The sequence below is a fragment of the Psychrobacter sp. Cmf 22.2 genome (assembly GCF_001921745.1).
GTDB lineage: Bacteria > Pseudomonadota > Gammaproteobacteria > Pseudomonadales > Moraxellaceae > Psychrobacter.
Genome location: NZ_MRYA01000001.1, coordinates 956,529 through 973,105, shown reverse-complemented (window position 1 = coordinate 973,105; position 16,577 = coordinate 956,529). Strand labels below are relative to the sequence as shown.

Here is a 16,577-nt window from a genome sequence, read left to right as displayed (position 1 = left end):
AAAAGGATAAAATACAATAAGGTTTATTGCTAGTAAATACAGTGACTACTCGCGTTCAACTCTCAATCAATAAAACTTAGCTGATAAAATAGCTCTATATAACAAGAACGACAAACCCGCTATTATCTGTACTGACAGACGCTACAGTCAATCATTTGATATTAGCACTGATGCTTATATTTAACAATTAAATGTCATGCTATATACCTGTCTAAAAAACAACCTACTCTCAATAAGAAACATAGATAGAAGACTGTACAGGCGACTCTCTTCTTGGTGGTGTTAGATTGACCTAACTTCAATATCTACTTACTTAATTTATTTTAATATACCGCTGTTTTATTTTAATAGATTAGTGCTTAAAAAGATTGTCGCGCTAGATATCGGCTGCTAGTATGCCAGTACATTAAGGAAAATACCCTCATCCCATGATTAACAGTTACCAAGATTGGGATTTTTTGTTACTATGCGTTTAATTTTATCGTTCCCTATGACTTATTGAGAGAAATTATGAGCTTATTTATTCAAGCTGCCCATGCTGCTGCTCCTGAAGCCGCAGGCGGCGCATCACTGTTTGGTCAAATTCTATTACCAGTAGCTTTTTTTGCAATTTTTTACTTTTTGGTCATTCGTCCGCAATCGAAGCGTACCAAAGAGCATCGTGCTATGGTAAATGCTTTGACTGTTGGCAGCGAAGTGATTTTCGCTGGTGGGCTTATGGGTCGTATCAAAAGCCTTGAAGGCGACTACGCTATTATCAGCTTAAACAACAATACTGACATTAAAGTACAGCGAGCTTCTGTTATTTCAGTATTACCTGCAGGCACCATAGAAAGTGTATAAATAGAAAGCGTATAAGTATTGATGATGGATCGTCACGTTTAACGTTTATCATTATTGTATTGACTCATACATCGATAAAAATGACCGTTGATATTTTACGGTCATTTGCTGCTACTAGACTGCCAAATTAACGATATGTTCATTACTTGTTAGTTTTTAGGCTAACTTATTACCTTCTAGCTAGTCGATTCATTGTAGCAAACTTACCTTTTGTCTGCGTATTGCGACTCAAAATTTAGTCGTTCTATAATGCTTAGCGTTACGTTCTATTATCATAGCGGATGCTTGCAATGATGAATGATGCTCCCTGATTATGGTCATTATTCATTGCAAATGTAAATACTCCATCTGCCAACCTGTGGCCTGCATCGCCAGTATTTTATCAACTTAAAGAAGTGATTATGCAATATCCCGCTTGGAAGTACCTACTCATCGCCGTCGTACTGATCATCGCTGGTCTGTACGCTGCGCCTAACCTCTACCCTGATGAGCCTGCTGTACAGATTACCAGTGCTGCAGCAGGTACACAGCTATCTGAAGGTATTTTGACTCAGTCAGAGAGTCTGCTAGAAGAGGCTGGTATAAGCCATCATGACGGCACTTTTGAGGGCAACAGCGCACTGGTCCGCTTAGACAATCCAGACGCTCAGCTTAAAGCACAAGAGGTCCTTAAAAAGAACCTTAGTGACGATTATGTGGTAGCGCTCAACTTAGCACAAACAACGCCGCAGTGGCTTCGCGATATCGGTGCAAAACCAATGAAGCTCGGTTTAGACTTGCGCGGTGGAGTACGTTTCGTTCTAGAAGTTGATATGGAGAAAGCTTTAGAGCAACGTCTGACAAGTGCCAGTCGTGATGTGCGCCGTGAGCTACGTGCACAGCGTGTTGCAGTTAAAGGTATTAAGACTGAGTCACAAGGTATTGTATTGCATTTCGCTGATACGGATACTCGTAACCGCGCACAAAACATTCTGCAAGGTTCGATGGGCAATAACTTCAACTTACAGTCTTCTATTGATGAGCAAGGTCCTGCGCTCATCATGGCTTATAATGATGGTACATTGGATGAAATTAACAGCTATGCGGTCAACCAAAACCTAACCACCTTGCGCAATCGTATTGCTGAGCTCGGTGTTACTGAAGCCTTAGTACAGTCTCAGGGTGCTAGCCGTATTGTCGTCGAATTACCTGGCGTACAAGACACCGCTGAAGCCAAACGTGTACTTGGTCGTACTGCAAACCTTGAGTTCCGTCTGGTTGCCAAAGACAGCGAAAACTTCATGGGCGGTATTCCTCCCGCTGGTACTGAAGCATTCCCGTTCGGAACCCTTGATGGTCCGCCTGTATTGTTAGAGCGTCAAGCTATCGTCACTGGTGATAAAGTTACCAATGCTCAGACCAGTCTTGATGAAAGCGGTCGCCCTGAGGTCAATATTACCTTGGACAGCGCGGGCGGTAAGCTTATGCAAAATGCGACCCGTACCGCTGTTGGCGATCAAATGGCGGTGTTGTTTATCGAAAATAAACAAAGAATCACGTATGAAGAAGATCCGGCTACAGGCGAGTCTGTTGAAGTGCGTACCCCTTATGCTGAAACCAAAGTCATTAACCGCGCTAATATTCAAGCAGTACTAGGCTCATCGTTCCGTATTACTGGACTAGATAGTAATGCTGAAGCGGCTGAACTTGCCCTACTATTACGTTCGGGCGCACTTGCAGCCCCGATGTATTTCGTCGAAGAACGAACCATTGGACCGTCATTAGGACAAGAAAACATTGCCAAAGGTCTGTTTTCAACTCAGGTCGGTTACCTATTAGTCTTTGTCTTTATGATTATTTTTTATCGCCTGTTTGGGGTCATTGCCAATGTAGCATTGGCAGTGAACGTCATCATTATTATTGCGATTATGTCGATCTTAGGCTCATCACTTACCTTACCTGGTATCGCTGGTGTGGTCTTGACCATCGGTATGGCAGTAGATGCCAACGTGCTAATTTTTGAGCGTATCCGAGAGGAGCTGGCAAACGGGGTGCGGCCAAAATCTGCAATCGTGGCAGGCTTTGATCGTGCTTTTAGTAGTATTTTTGATGCAAATATCACCACGTTATTGGTTGCATTTATTTTATTTGCGATTGGTACTGGTCCGATTAAAGGCTTTGCAATTACCTTAGCGATCGGTATTGTCAGCTCGCTATTTACCGCAATTTTGGTGACACGCGCACTAGTACAAATTGCTTATGGTAAGCGTAAATCTATCAAACGTTTGAGTATCGGCTAGGAGAATAACATGGCGATTGAACAAAATAACAATCCTGAAAATAACACGCCGACGTCTAGCAGCTCAGGCGGTGCAGGTAACAGTCCTAATGACAACCAAAAACGTCGCCGCCGTAGTAAGCCGCGCCGTGATGGTAAAGGCAGCAACGCCCAAGCTAATAACCCTACAACAGCGAAAACTGGTAAAGGCAAATCTCGCCGAAACAACCAAAGTTCAAAGAATGAGCAAGCAGTAACGACTCAAGCATCTAATGCTGCTATCGATAACGATCATAACCAAATTATTGATAGCGCTGCTGATGACGCTGCTGCTAAAGAAGGCGGTATCAAGGCAGTTGGTAATCAGCGTATTATTCCGTTTATGAAGATAGAAAAGCCTATGGCAATTTTATCTTTATTTATGGTCATTGCTAGTGTTATTGCGATCGCTGTTAATGGTCTTAATCTTGGTTTGGACTTTACAGGCGGGGTTTCAGCAGATGTACGTTATGAGCAGCCCGCTGAGCAAGTTGAAGTTGTACAAGCATTGGCGGATAATGGTTTCGATGATGCTATCGTACAGTATCTAGGCACCCGCCAAGAGCTGCTCGTACGATTGCCACCACAATCTGATAACATTGATGGTCTGAGTGCTAGCCTAACTCAAGCTTTAGCCTTACCTAATAACCCCGCTGACATTAGTAACGTCAACATTATCGGCAGTCAAGTCGGTAACGAGGTTTATCTAAATTCAGTCATGGCGTTAGGACTAGCACTAGTATGTATGCTAGGTTATGTCGCTCTACGTTTTCAGTTTAAGCTGTCACTTGGCGCGGTCATGTCATTATTTCATGATGCTATCGTCACCATCGGTGTCTTTGCATTGTTTGGCTTCCCTTTTGACTTAACCGTATTGGCAGCCATATTAGCATTGATCGGTTATTCGCTAAACGATACCATTGTCGTCTATGACCGCATACGTGAAAACTTCCGCCGTGTTCGCGGTATTAGTCCTAGTCAGACGGTTGATTTATCATTAACTGAAACACTGCGCCGTACTATTATGACTATTTCCACAGTATTATTAGTGGTCTTGGCCATGATGTTCTTAGGCGGTGATGGGTTGTATTGGTTCTCAGTAGCACTGTTTATTGGTCTGCTTGCTGGTACTTATTCATCAACCTATATTGCAAGCTCTATTCCTCTTAGAATGGGTCTATCACGCGATGATTTCGTGGTAAAAGTGAAGCCTGAGTTTGAAGAAGAGATTGTGACTTTTAATGACCCAAAGATGTTTGAACAAGATTAATATTAAACGCCTATTTGGATCATATTGGTTTTAATAGTACTGTTTAGTAGTAGCACATACTAAGATACAACTAAAGAATCGAGTAAAAGCACCTAACCGTTAGGTGCTTTTATCTTTGTATGACCATCCAATATATTTAATAGCAAAAGCTCATCCCGCAGCCATGTAGTAAACGGGCGGGTATTATCTGTGTTTATGCAGAAGTGATCCTCTTATGCCAACGACTACCTCACCAAAAGCCATGCCGCCCATTGATACACGCTACAGGCGTATTGTCGCGATTGCCGTTCCAGTCTTACTGGCCAATCTGGCTATGCCACTACAAAGTGTGATTGATACCGCTATAGTCGGCAACATGAATGATGCAGCGAAGCTTGCAGGTATGGGGCTGGCAATACAGCTTTTGTCCTTGTTACTCGTTAGCTTTAACTTTTTGCAATATGCGTCTTCTGGTTTGTCTGCACAAGCTTTGGGGCAGCTTGCAGATCGCAATGATTCTGCTAATCTGCAACATAAGCTGTCACCACTACTGTCGATTTTACAGCGCGCGCTATTATTGGCCATTATCATTGGTCTTCTACTACTACTAGCAAAGCCTTGGCTGATTGATTTTGGCTTGCAGGCGTTGTCAGCTAATCCTGATAGTGGCGCTGCTGCAAAAGTTTATTTGGATGTGCGTTTTTGGGGCGTTGTGGCTGAGCTGATGAACTTTGCTTTTATCGGCTGGTTTGCAGGTCAAGGTAAAACTCGTTATATGCTTTATCAGCAAGGTTTTATTGCCGTATTTAACATTATTTTGACGCTGTTTTTTGTTTACGGTATGCAGCTGGGAATAGCAGGCGTTGCATTAGGCACTACCATCGCGTTTTGGTCAGGGGTGGTATTGGCATTGTGGCTTAGTCGCCGAAATCTGCAATTGTCTTGGTCTATTTTCTTTCAAGTTAATCCACAGCATTTTACTAAAGAAAAAATGCTTAGGCTATTTTCTTTGAATAAAGATATTTTTATTCGCACACTTATCCTAACATTGAGCTTTGCGTGGATTACTCGCTTATCTGCTCAAAGCGGCGATCTGGTATTGGCCGCCAACGCCATTTTATTGCAAGTATTGAGCATTTCAGCCTTTGCACTTGATGGCGTAGCAGTATCAGCTGAAACTTTGAGTGGACAAGCAGCGGGACGTCGCGATTGGGTGCGTTTTCGTCTTATTGTCAAGCGTACAGGCGTCGTCAGCTATACTCTTGCTCTACTATTAAGTTCGATTTGGTGGCTTGTTATGCCAATTTATTTAGATTTGATGACCAATATTGAGACGGTTTTTACCTTAACCAATAGCTATCAAGGCTATGCAATACTGCTACCACTCGTTGGTGTGGGGGCTTATTGGCTTGATGGTATATTTTTTGGTTTGACAGCAGGCCATATTATTCGCAATGCTGCATTAATATTGGCTATCATTTTCTTTCCCCTTAGCTGGCTACTATATCAGCAGTGGGATATGACTGGTATTTGGCTTAGTGTTTGGAGCTTATTATTGTTACGTATGCTTATTCTTAGCGGTTTTTTGTATCATGCGCATAGAACCGGCAGTTATGAAGAATTACAGCCAATTTAATGAACAATTAAATACATGTTTATCGATATTATTGATGCATATAGCAAAAACCACTGTTTATAAGTCATTATGTCTATAAAACGACCTCTTTACCAACTAGTTAAGTTTGACGATCTTAGGATATCTTGTGAATACTTATTCTGAACAACAGCGAAACTCCACCTATCAATGGGCTGAAGGCTTCAAAAAAAGCATTCCTGTCGCCATGGGCTATCTACCTGCAGGTATTGCTTTTGGGGTCTTGGCACAGGTGGCTGGTGTGCCTATATGGGCGACGATTATGCTAAGTGTCGTACTATATGCAGGGGCAGCTCAATACGCTTGTCTACCCATGCTCAGCGCCGGCTTGCCGATAGGTAATATTGCGACAAATATCGCAGCCATTAACCTGCGTCATGTATTTTATGGGATGCCGTTATTGCAGTCTTTACCCAAAAATAAAATAGCCAAAACCTACTGTTTGTTTGCTTTAACGGACGAAACATTTTCGGTGATGACCAGCCTGCCCAATGAGTCGAGACAGGCGCTGATACTGCCTATTAGTCTATTTAACCAAAGTTGGTGGGTGTTAGCAGGCGCTATTGGAGTGATGATCGGCAGCACTCTTAGTGACTTGGTGCCGCATTTGGACTTTGCGTTGGTTTGTCTGTTTGCAATTTTGGCTTACGAGCAGTTTCAAAGTATTAAACGTTACTTCCCTATTGGGATTGCGATCGTTGCTTTGGCTATTGCCTCATTGTTTACCAGTAATTGGTTACTGTTGGTAGCCATTACCATTTGTATGCTTATGATTTTGGGACGTGGTTTTTGGATACAGAATAAAGTGACAGGAGAGAACGATGAATAGTAGCTATTTGATTGCAGCCATTTTCGCGATGGCTGGAGTTACCTTTATTACTCGCGCTATTCCAGCATTGATACCCAAAAAGCTTCTTGATACTCCTTGGCTACATCGCCTTAACGAGAGCTTGCCGCTATCTGTCATGGTCTTATTGATTCTCACCAGTCTCTCCTATCAAGACATATCTGCCAGTACTGGGCTAAATAGCGCCGAGGTACAGTTATTACTTGCTCAAATTGGCGCATTGCTATTGGTATTAATGGTTTATCACATCAGTCGTCAGTTATTAATAAGCATGGTTGTGGGTATTACAGCGATTAATGGCCTACTTTGGTTGTTAAATAACGTTCTAAGTTGATAGTCTTTATTAGCTGGCAGGTCTTACTCAATAATAATTAAATAAAAACAATAAAAGGCTGGATTAATCGAATCCAGCCTTTTATTTTATATCATTACTTTTATATAATCACCTTTAAGTCATACTATAGTTAACTCGCTATAAAAACGATACAGCGAGGCTGGTATAATTTTTTTGCAGCTTCTGTCAGCGTAGACACAGCAAGCAAGAAAAATTTATACCAGTGGCGCATTACGTTACAACGTATCGGTTTTATTCGGTATCGACTATACTGACTAAAAATGATTATTTAAGACTCTTCGACACCCATCATATCAACAGGCGTATCCGCGACGATTTGTACGCCTTTTTTGCCAGTTTTAGCGGTTTCACTACGCTGTTCTTGTAAATGGTCAAGATAAGCTTCATTGATTTGTCCAGTGATATAGCAGCCATTAAATACTGCACAATCAAAGCCTTCAACGCGGCTATGCTTCGTATCTTTTACCGCGTCGATAAGATCATCTAAATCTTGGAAAATCAGACGATCAGCACCGATGATTTTACGTACTTCTTCTACGCTATGTCCTGAAGCGATAAGCTCACTACGTACCGGCATATCAATGCCATATACGTTAGGATATTTTACCGGTGGCGCCGCACTGGCAAAAAACACTTTTTTCGCCCCCGCATCACGTGCCATTTGAATAATCTCATGACAGGTAGTACCGCGGACAATAGAGTCATCAACCAACAAGACATTTTTGCCTTTAAACTCTAACGGCACGGCACTGAGCTTTTGACGGACCGATTTTTTGCGCTGCTGTTGACCTGGCATAATAAAGGTACGACCGATATAACGGTTTTTCATAAACCCTTCACGGTATTTAATATTCATCTTAAGTGCCAGCTCCATCGCTGAAGTACGCGACGTATCAGGGATGGGAATCACAACATCGATGTCGTGGTCATCACCCCACTCATCGAGGATTTTTTGTCCCAGCTTTTCGCCCATACGAAGACGCGATTTGTAGACAGAGATATTGTCCATAATAGAATCTGGACGCGCAAAATAGACATACTCAAAGATACAAGGCGTGTACTCTTTTTGCTCTACGCATTGATATGTATGTAGATTATGATCCAAATCAATAAAGATGGCCTCACCAGGTTTGACATCACGAATAATAGTAAAGCCGCAACCAGTTAGCGCCACTGACTCAGAAGCAACCATGTACTCTGTACCGCCATTGGCAGCCAAACGTTCACCAAAGATTAATGGGCGAATGCCATTTGGGTCACGAAACGCTAATAAGCCATGACCAGTAATCATCGCTACTACGCCATAAGCGCCTTCACAGCGAGCATAGACCGCTTTTACCGCTTCAAAAATATCGTCAGACGTTGGATGAGTCTTACCTAGATTTTGCATCTCATGAGCAAGAACGTTTAATAGAACTTCAGAGTCTGAGTCAGTGTTTAAATGACGACGATCTTCTTGATATAACGATTTAGCTAAGCTCTCAGCATTGGTCAAATTGCCATTGTGAGCCAAAGTTATGCCATAAGGCGAGTTCACATAAAATGGCTGTGCCTCTGCACTACTTGAGGTGCCTGCAGTGGGATAACGAACATGACCAATACCAAACTTACCCACCAGTCTTATCATATGACGGTTCATAAAGACATCACGAACCATACCGTTTTCTTTACGCAGATATAGGCGCCCATCTTGCAAGGTCACAATACCTGCCGCATCTTGACCACGATGTTGCAACATAGTTAAGGCATCATAAAGAATTTGGTTGACCGGCTCATGAGCTGCAACCCCAACGACTCCACACATATTTATGTCCTATTTAAAACCACATATTAGTAACGCAATAACGGTAAGCTTAATAGCGATGTTACCTATAAGCTAACCGAGGATTTGATGATATCTAGTTAACGATACTTGTTCGTTATTAACGTCATGTTCACGCTAAGATTTGATGAATATAAGAATGAATACACTGTATATAATGGCATATAAATTATGATATTTAGCTTAAACTTTATCAACCATAACAATTTATATTATAAACATCATGAATGCTAAATGATGTTAAATGCCAATTTATCAAGGCTATATACTATGTTATGTTTTACACGGTATGTTTGACTATATTACTTGATATTAACCATAGTTGTTGATAGTTATTAATAGTTATGACTGATTAATCTGCTCCCACGCACTGCCTAATACATCGGATGCAAGCGTTTTTGCCATTGGCGCATAAGGAAGTAGCTCAGGAGCCAGCACAGAAGTTTGCCACTGCGGAAGCTGCACTAATAACGGCGCACTGACACTAAGAACGACTAAAACCACAAGAACGTTTTTGGCCGCCCCCAATACACCGCCTGCCATTTTATCTACCACACCCAAGCGTAAAGTTTTAAGTACTCCTGAAAATACAAACGCTACTAGATGTATCGCAGCTAACACTACGATTACTATGAGCAAAAAAGCCATCGCCATTTGTAATACAGAGCTTTGGGTCAACCCTGATAGCTGCGGCGCAACAGGGCCAGCCAAACGAGTCGCAATAATCAAAGCGATGAACCAGCCGACTAAGCCGACAGCTGTCTTGACAAGTCCTATCTGAAAACCGCGCCATAAGCCAATAAGGACAACAATGGCAATAACGATATCTAGACCACTCATATTTACCGCCTTATGACTTTATAAAACCGATTTAACTAAATCTCTTGGGCATCATAGTAGCCGCCAATGGCCTGAATACAAGACTGCACCAAGCCTGGACCGCGATAGATAAGACCTGTATAAAGCTGAACCATATCTGCCCCAGCCTTGATCTTTTTGACAGCCTTTTCACCGCTATCAATGCCACCGACGCCTATAATAGTCACTTTACCATCTAGCTGATCTGAGAACTGTTGCAAAATCTGAGTACTAATATGACTGACTGGACGACCAGATAGACCGCCTGCTTGATCGCCATCTGTAAGATCCTCAACCCCTACTCGGCTTAAGGTTGTATTGGTCGCAATCAAACCATCAATTTCAAAATCCAATAATTGCTGCGAGATATAATCAACTTGTAGTGGATCTAAATCAGGAGCGACCTTTAATACCAACGGCACATAGAACCCGTATTCTGTCGCCAGCTGGCTATGACGGTTTTTAATCACGTCTAACAGCTGTGTCAATGCCTCACCGCTTTGTAAGTCACGCAAATTCTTTGTATTGGGTGATGAGATATTGACTGTAATGTATGAGGCATGAGGATAGACACGCTCTAGGCAATAAATATAATCATCAGCAGCATGCTCGACAGGTGTACTGGCATTTTTACCAATATTGATACCGATATTACCTTTATATTTACAGCGTTTGACATTTTCAATCAGATAATCGACACCCTGATTATTAAAACCCATACGATTAATAATAGCGTCTGCTTGTCTTATTCTAAACAAACGCGGCTTATCGTTCCCAGCTTGTGGCTTTGGTGTGACCGTACCTACCTCAATAAAGCCAAAACCAAGCTCAGCCAATGCGTCGATATAATCGGCATTTTTATCCAATCCTGCAGCCAGTCCAACTGGGTTAGAAAACTGTAACCCCATACAATCCGTTGGTTGCATAGATTGACCATAGGCCAGTCCCAAAGCGCGCGCCTTATGAGCTTTGGCCAATAAAGATAGAGTCATATCATGAGCGTGTTCAGGATCCATCTTAAACAAAAAAGGGCGAAGCAAGGCATAAGACATAATAACGATAAACCCGGTCTGGATAAAAATAATGAATGGGACAACACGAATGAAAAATTGAGTGCCATAAAACGCTGCGATTATATCAGCTTAATAATAATAAGACCAAAGTTTCATTCCTAATATCAACGACTGCACCTAAGTATTAGCTGCACTTTGATACACATAAACAAAGCATTAGTAGTTAACCAACTTATGGTACAGGACGACTGTCGGTAAGCGCAATCCAGCCTCTGATAATACGGTATAGATGCCAGATAAAGGTAAAGAGCATTATCAACACCCCAAACCCAGCCAATAAAAATGAACCAATAGCTATATTACCGCTATCAGCTAACATACTAACGCCAAAACCACCGAGCGCAAACGTTATGATAATCGTTCCTATAACGAAAAAAACAATACTGTACCAAAAAGTTTTAATCTGCCAGTCAAAGTGCGTCGCAAGCCATGTACCCTCAGCATCACGACGTTTGCCATAATTCATCATGATTGGCACAATCCATAATAATCCTGCCGTAAAATAGCTGATCACGTAGAGCAGATAAGTAATGTGGTTGTAGGTGGTTAATGAGCGCTGCTCTTTTTGAGTCAACAGTGGTCTCTCTTGATGCATAAGTCTGTGTGTCGTTTGTGAGTCAATAAAAGGTTCGGTAGTCTGCGTTCTTGTATGTGAATGCTTATCGGAATTATTGTTAGAAAACTGGTTCATAATTTCTATCCATAACTGACAGTAGCCATTAGGTACTCAATTGTGGCAAATAGCGCCGCTTTCAAGATGAAAATTACCACGTCCTGATAGTCTGACTTACAGTAACGGTTAAACGTAGATGAATATGTAAAGAGCCTTTAAGATGAAATTTTAAAAATAAGGTTTATTAAGACGTGACAGTCGCTTGTACTTGTACATGCTTGGTCGCCACATCCTGCTGCATCGACAGCTTTGTAAACTGCCAGCCTTGTTGCTCAAGCTTACCAAGTGCAGCACTGACAGTCGCTTGACTCGGATGACTAAAGCTTAATTGCACCCCTGCACCATTGGCCACCACTTGCGCATTATCAATACCTGAGCTGTTTAACGCAGTATTCACACGGCTTGCTGGTGGCACCGCATCAGCACTGTCTTGATTACTGGTAGCATTTAATGCATTAGGATCGATATTACCTGCCTGCGAGCGTAGCCAAAAATAATCATTGACCTGCTCTTGGTAATCAGACTTACTCTCTTTGGCAGCTTGATGAACGCTATAACCGCCATAACCACCGATAAATAATAATAAAAACACCAGCAAAACAGCCAATGCCATCTGATCACGAGAAGAGAGCGCTTGCCAGCGTGACCATAGCGCATTTCGGTAATTATTCACACGTGCTGACAAGACATTGGTTGCTAACGAGCTGTAGGTAGTACGGCGCTGTAATAGTTTCATCACTTAACCTTGATGGATGGTATAAAATTTATAAGCTCTAAAAATTTAAGATTGTGCCACATTGTCTACGGTCGCAGGATCATTTGCGACATCGACGGTAATCTGCCCACTAAACTGCCCCTGCTCATTGCTATTGACCCGCTCTAGACTTGCTTGAATCCCTTGCGCAGTTAGTGTACTGGCGAATTTATCAAGACTACCCCGGTCTGGCGCTATTAAGGTAAAGCTTAAAGCAGATGGCTCCATAACCAGCGACTGTGCATGTAACGAAGACTGCTTAATAAGCGGTGATATTCGACCGAGTACTGCTAGGTGCGACGCTGACTCTTGACTATCGCTACGCAGTTTTGGTTGCATTTGTACCTGTAGCTTAGTGCGATTGGTATTGAGTATCTCATCTGGAAACCATGACTGATACTGCTCTGCAGCTGCCCTCTGCGTAGCATCAGCGGCAAGGTTATAACGATAAATTTGTAAGCCATCGGTTGCCATTTGCAATACCAATGCTGACAATGCGGCCATCATCGCCACTCGTAAGTAAGGTGAAAGCTTCATGTCTGAAGATTTAACAAAAAAGTTAAGCGCGTGGCGTTCTGGTATCTCTATTGGCATAGGGACTGTAGATAAAGGCGTTGATAATATTTGCTGTTCTGCCAGCAAAGTAGCCGTTTCTGTCGCGATACTTGGTTCTGTTGTAGATTCTGATGTGGAGCTTGATTCTGAGTCAGTCTTTTGCAAGTTGCTGCTATCATGTACCAAATCATCAAATGCATCAATTGGAGCGCTGATAGATGCTGGCTCGGCCGATTGTATCGAAGGCAATATACAAACTTCACTTAAATGCGGTAAACGCTCAAAAATAAGTGGTAAGTAATTCACTGCCAAGCCCTGATGTTGTGACTGTCGTAATAAGGCCGTATATTGATCTTGATATAAGATTACTTGCTGAGCAGCGCCTTCTTCAGGAATAGGCAACAGTAAGAAGTCCGGCAGTAGTGCGTTGATGCTTAGGCCGACCAAAGCCGCACTTTGTTGCCATGCTTCTATGTCGTTTTCAGCCAACGCATAAAGATGATGCGCATGAGTATCGCCGATCTGTCTGACTGCCAATTGCTCAACTGGCGCTAAAGAGGTCTCTTCAAATAAATACTGCTTACCTGCGTTGCCAAGTTGCTTGAGCTGCGCTGCATTTAGCTTTGTATCGACTTGCAACAGATAACTGGAGGGAAAATAAAGACAAAGTGATGTAGAGCTGTTTTTGCTGTTGCCATAAATATTATGCAGCTGTTGCCAGCCGCTCACAAACTGCCACTCTTTTGTATCAGCATGCCAAACTGCTAACGGACTATGCTGCGATCTTATCCAAACATGTAACACCAAGCGTGTCCTTACTTATAAAGTTAACTATCAAAACAAAATAAACCATTAATTAGTATGGTTGCTGCGGTACAAAACGGTCTATCTCGTTTGCCATACCAGTCATGACAAATTCCATCTCGAAGACACGTGCTTCAGCCAAAGCAAATGATTCAGGACTATCACCCGTCAGTAAGCTGGCAAGATAAGCAACAATAGACATATGACAAACCACCACCAAACACTCGGCTTCAATCTTTGCTATATCTGCTAATGCCATATGGGCATCATCGGACGGCGTAATATTGTCTTGTACTATAAATGGCACTGCAGGAGCACGCGATTGTAGCGCAGCCAACGTTTGCTGCGCGCGTTTATAAGGACTTACTACAAAGTGATCTGGCGCATAATGCTCAACAATATATTCAGCCGTTTGTGCTGCTTGCTGGTGACCATATTTGGTCAACTGCCGTACACTATCTGGACGAGTCTCATCTTCTGCTTGTCCGTGACGCATTAAAATAATCTTCATAATATCCCTTTATTACCGCTTATTACATAACTTTTAGCTAACTTATTTTTTGTCTTTGCTAGCACTGTCATTTTTAGCAATACTTTTTTTAGCATCTTTATTTTCAACCGAATCATCGTCAGTATTAGTAACGTTTTCAGCATCGTTTTTAGAGTCAGAATCTTGTTCTTGGTCATCTGGATTACTAGCAGCCGCTTGCATCTGTGCAGTAAGCGCCGCATTACTATAATCGTGTGGCATGACAAACTCGACGTCGCTACGAAACCCTGCTTCCATTAAGTGCAGTGCTACGCCAAGCGCTGCCTTATCTTCATAAATAACAGCGTACAAAGCATGAGTAATCGGCATATAAATACCGTCTTTAGACGCCTTTTCATGCACTTGCTGAATCGTATTGACCCCTTCAGCAGTCTGTCCCAGTTTTTTGACCGCTGCATCAATATTCATACCGCGACCGAGCATATTACCAATTTGATAGTTACGGCTCAGCTCTGAGCTACAGGTAGCGTACAGATCCCCAACGCCCGATAAGCCTAAGAATGTCAAAGGGTTGGCGCCAGCTTCTACCCCAAAACGACTCATCTCAGCCAACGCTCGGGTTAATAACATAGCTTTGGTGTTTTCGCCTACGTCATATGCAGCAGCCATACCCATGGCAATGGCATAAATGTTTTTGAGCGCCCCGCCAAGCTCTACCCCGCGTATGTCATCACTGGCGAATACTCGAAAAAACGCGCTATGTAATGCGGCCTGCACTGCATGACGCAAAGGCTCAGAATGACTGGCTATTACTGTCGCTGAGGGCATGTTTTTCATAATCTCAATAGCGAGATTTGGTCCTGACATAACACCGAAGTTTACTTCTGGCAGCTCATCTTTGATAATATCACTCATCAGCGCAAAGGTGTCTTTTTCCATGCCTTTAGTGAGAGACACAACCGACTGTCCCGTAATAAATGGAGCAATACTCTTAAGTGTCTCACGAAATGCCAAGCTTGGTACTGCAAGAAAAATAATGTCCTTATCTTTGACGGCAGATTCTAAATCATGACTGTATTTGAGGCGTTCATCTAGCTTATAACCGGACAGATATTTTTTGTTCATCTGCGATTTAGCCATGGATTTAACCGTACGTTTGTTACGAACCCAAAGGGTGGTATCACAGCCATTGCGTGCTGCTAAATTTGCCATCGCTGTACCAAAGCTACCACCGCCCAAAAACGCCAAACGCAGCTGATCTGGATTATCACGTACTTGTCCCATGTTTTTGGCGACATCTGCTTCAACAGCACTAAGATTAAGCTTTCTTCGTCCAAGTCCTGATTTAGTCGCACGCTCAATAATACCTGCCAGCAAACCACTAGATTTTTCAGTATTAACGTGATCCGAACTTCTATCATCTGTCTTTTGATTAGAAGCTACTTTATCGACAGCTTCTTTATTTGGCTTTTTGTTAGATGAATTGTTTTCAGTAGAGCTTGTCATATCTAATTATCCGTGTTGACTGCTTATATCATTGAGGCAGATTACACTGTCTGCATAAAAAGGTATAGCGTTATATGATGCTTTAGTTCTGATACATCACCACACCAGCTATGATTGAATCTAATAAAATGACGCTTATGATTCAAAGCGTACTAACGGTTCGATATCAATAGGTTTGCGTTTTGGCTCATCCTTAGGACTGGTGCCAGTATAAACAAAAGCTGTGACATAATCATCTGGACCGACATCGAAATACGCTTTTACCGCAGGCTCGTTACACAGTAATCCAGTGCGCCATACAGTACTATAGCCTTGCGCTTTTAGAGCCAAAATCAAATTTTGCACAGCAGCGCCTGCGCTTAACATTTGCTCAAAAGGCGGGACTTTTTTGTGTGCTTGCATTTGAGTCACTACGGTAACAATAAGGGGCGCACGCAATGGCATGTTGCGAGTTTTTTTGATGGTCTTTTCAGTCAATTCTTCACCATCTTGCACCGCTTTTGCTTTTGCAGCTTCAAGAAGAGCAAGACCTAGCTCATGTCGAGCATCGCCTTCGGTCACAATAAAGCGCCATGGACGAAGCTTTTTGTGATCAGGTGCTGTTGCAGCGCATGCGATAGCCTCTTGGATTTGTGCACGAGTTGGCGCTGGAGTGGCTAGATTTCCCATACTGCGTCTTGAATTAATCCAGTCGATCAATTGAGTGCTGGTGTAGCCTGTGTCATTGGTCTCTGTATTGTCAACAATCGTCTCTGCATTACTTTTGTCTTTTTTATCATCAGATACATTCATCGTCTG

The 16,577-nt window shown here is 42.5% G+C and carries 15 protein-coding genes; 6 read left to right on the top strand and 9 right to left on the bottom strand.

The window, feature by feature from the left end; all coding sequences use genetic code 11:
• Positions 1 to 510 precede the first annotated feature (510 nt).
• The 6 genes from yajC (at position 511) to BTV98_RS03965 (ending at position 7,223) form a co-directional block, all read left to right on the top strand.
• Positions 511 to 843 (top strand): preprotein translocase subunit YajC, encoded by a 333-nt coding sequence (gene yajC / locus BTV98_RS03990; protein WP_058368608.1) that lies wholly within the window; start codon positions 511 to 513, stop codon positions 841 to 843.
• Between the two features lie 401 nt (positions 844 to 1,244).
• Positions 1,245 to 3,122, top strand: a complete 1,878-nt coding sequence (secD, locus tag BTV98_RS03985; RefSeq protein ID WP_075102941.1) for a protein translocase subunit SecD — start codon at positions 1,245 to 1,247, stop codon at positions 3,120 to 3,122.
• Positions 3,123 to 3,131: 9 nt separating this feature from the next.
• Entirely contained in the window at positions 3,132 to 4,409 is a 1,278-nt protein-coding gene (secF, locus tag BTV98_RS03980; protein WP_075102940.1) for a protein translocase subunit SecF, read from the top strand.
• 214 nt (positions 4,410 to 4,623) lie between these two features.
• Positions 4,624 to 6,024: an MATE family efflux transporter gene (locus BTV98_RS03975; protein WP_075102939.1), complete on the top strand. Its 1,401-nt coding sequence runs from the start codon at positions 4,624 to 4,626 to the stop codon at positions 6,022 to 6,024.
• 205 nt (positions 6,025 to 6,229) lie between these two features.
• Complete coding sequence (locus BTV98_RS03970; protein WP_227511726.1) at positions 6,230 to 6,871, top strand: AzlC family ABC transporter permease; 642 nt, start codon at positions 6,230 to 6,232, stop codon at positions 6,869 to 6,871.
• On the top strand, positions 6,864 to 7,223 hold the full coding sequence (locus BTV98_RS03965) for an AzlD domain-containing protein (protein ID WP_075102938.1): 360 nt from the start codon (positions 6,864 to 6,866) through the stop codon (positions 7,221 to 7,223). The genes BTV98_RS03970 and BTV98_RS03965 overlap by 8 nt, the downstream gene beginning before the upstream one ends.
• A gap of 289 nt (positions 7,224 to 7,512) precedes the next feature.
• Here the strand turns inward: BTV98_RS03965 and purF are convergent, their stop codons facing one another.
• The 9 genes from purF to BTV98_RS03920 form a co-directional block, all read right to left on the bottom strand.
• Positions 7,513 to 9,048 (bottom strand): amidophosphoribosyltransferase, encoded by a 1,536-nt coding sequence (purF, locus tag BTV98_RS03960; protein WP_058368604.1) that lies wholly within the window; start codon positions 9,046 to 9,048, stop codon positions 7,513 to 7,515.
• 360 nt (positions 9,049 to 9,408) lie between these two features.
• A complete protein-coding gene (locus BTV98_RS03955) occupies positions 9,409 to 9,906 on the bottom strand; it encodes a CvpA family protein (RefSeq protein ID WP_058368603.1) in 498 nt (165 codons plus the stop codon).
• A gap of 35 nt (positions 9,907 to 9,941) precedes the next feature.
• Positions 9,942 to 10,976, bottom strand: coding sequence for a quinone-dependent dihydroorotate dehydrogenase (locus tag BTV98_RS03950; protein WP_075102937.1), 1,035 nt, complete (start codon positions 10,974 to 10,976; stop codon positions 9,942 to 9,944).
• 193 nt (positions 10,977 to 11,169) lie between these two features.
• The gene (locus BTV98_RS03945; protein ID WP_256713826.1) at positions 11,170 to 11,688 is read right to left on the bottom strand and encodes a hypothetical protein; all 519 of its coding nucleotides are present in this window, start codon (positions 11,686 to 11,688) and stop codon (positions 11,170 to 11,172) included.
• A gap of 166 nt (positions 11,689 to 11,854) precedes the next feature.
• On the bottom strand, positions 11,855 to 12,406 hold the full coding sequence (gene gspM / locus BTV98_RS03940; protein ID WP_075102936.1) for a type II secretion system protein GspM: 552 nt from the start codon (positions 12,404 to 12,406) through the stop codon (positions 11,855 to 11,857).
• Between the two features lie 45 nt (positions 12,407 to 12,451).
• Positions 12,452 to 13,783: a type II secretion system protein GspL gene (gspL, locus tag BTV98_RS03935; RefSeq protein ID WP_075102935.1), complete on the bottom strand. Its 1,332-nt coding sequence runs from the start codon at positions 13,781 to 13,783 to the stop codon at positions 12,452 to 12,454.
• 52 nt (positions 13,784 to 13,835) lie between these two features.
• Positions 13,836 to 14,294, bottom strand: coding sequence for a phosphohistidine phosphatase SixA (gene sixA, locus BTV98_RS03930; RefSeq protein ID WP_075102934.1), 459 nt, complete (start codon positions 14,292 to 14,294; stop codon positions 13,836 to 13,838).
• 42 nt (positions 14,295 to 14,336) lie between these two features.
• Positions 14,337 to 15,779, bottom strand: a complete 1,443-nt coding sequence (locus BTV98_RS03925; protein WP_083606081.1) for an NAD(P)H-dependent glycerol-3-phosphate dehydrogenase — start codon at positions 15,777 to 15,779, stop codon at positions 14,337 to 14,339.
• Between the two features lie 135 nt (positions 15,780 to 15,914).
• Positions 15,915 to 16,571 (bottom strand): nitroreductase, encoded by a 657-nt coding sequence (locus tag BTV98_RS03920; protein ID WP_075102933.1) that lies wholly within the window; start codon positions 16,569 to 16,571, stop codon positions 15,915 to 15,917.
• Positions 16,572 to 16,577 lie beyond the last annotated feature (6 nt).

Bases quoted from the DNA above. Each gene is read 5' to 3' on its own strand.
- yajC (WP_058368608.1), top strand. From the start codon at position 511: ATGAGCTTATTTATTCAAGCTGCCCATGCTGCTGCTCCTGAAGCCGCA.
- secD (WP_075102941.1), top strand. From the start codon at position 1,245: ATGCAATATCCCGCTTGGAAGTACCTACTCATCGCCGTCGTACTGATC.
- secF (WP_075102940.1), top strand. From the start codon at position 3,132: ATGGCGATTGAACAAAATAACAATCCTGAAAATAACACGCCGACGTCT.
- BTV98_RS03975 (WP_075102939.1), top strand. From the start codon at position 4,624: ATGCCAACGACTACCTCACCAAAAGCCATGCCGCCCATTGATACACGC.
- BTV98_RS03970 (WP_227511726.1), top strand. From the start codon at position 6,230: ATGGGCTATCTACCTGCAGGTATTGCTTTTGGGGTCTTGGCACAGGTG.
- BTV98_RS03965 (WP_075102938.1), top strand. From the start codon at position 6,864: ATGAATAGTAGCTATTTGATTGCAGCCATTTTCGCGATGGCTGGAGTT.
- purF (WP_058368604.1), bottom strand. From the start codon at position 9,048: ATGTGTGGAGTCGTTGGGGTTGCAGCTCATGAGCCGGTCAACCAAATT.
- BTV98_RS03955 (WP_058368603.1), bottom strand. From the start codon at position 9,906: ATGAGTGGTCTAGATATCGTTATTGCCATTGTTGTCCTTATTGGCTTA.
- BTV98_RS03950 (WP_075102937.1), bottom strand. From the start codon at position 10,976: ATGTCTTATGCCTTGCTTCGCCCTTTTTTGTTTAAGATGGATCCTGAA.
- BTV98_RS03945 (WP_256713826.1), bottom strand. From the start codon at position 11,688: ATGAACCAGTTTTCTAACAATAATTCCGATAAGCATTCACATACAAGA.
- gspM (WP_075102936.1), bottom strand. From the start codon at position 12,406: ATGAAACTATTACAGCGCCGTACTACCTACAGCTCGTTAGCAACCAAT.
- sixA (WP_075102934.1), bottom strand. From the start codon at position 14,294: ATGAAGATTATTTTAATGCGTCACGGACAAGCAGAAGATGAGACTCGT.
- BTV98_RS03925 (WP_083606081.1), bottom strand. From the start codon at position 15,779: ATGACAAGCTCTACTGAAAACAATTCATCTAACAAAAAGCCAAATAAA.
- BTV98_RS03920 (WP_075102933.1), bottom strand. From the start codon at position 16,571: ATGAATGTATCTGATGATAAAAAAGACAAAAGTAATGCAGAGACGATT.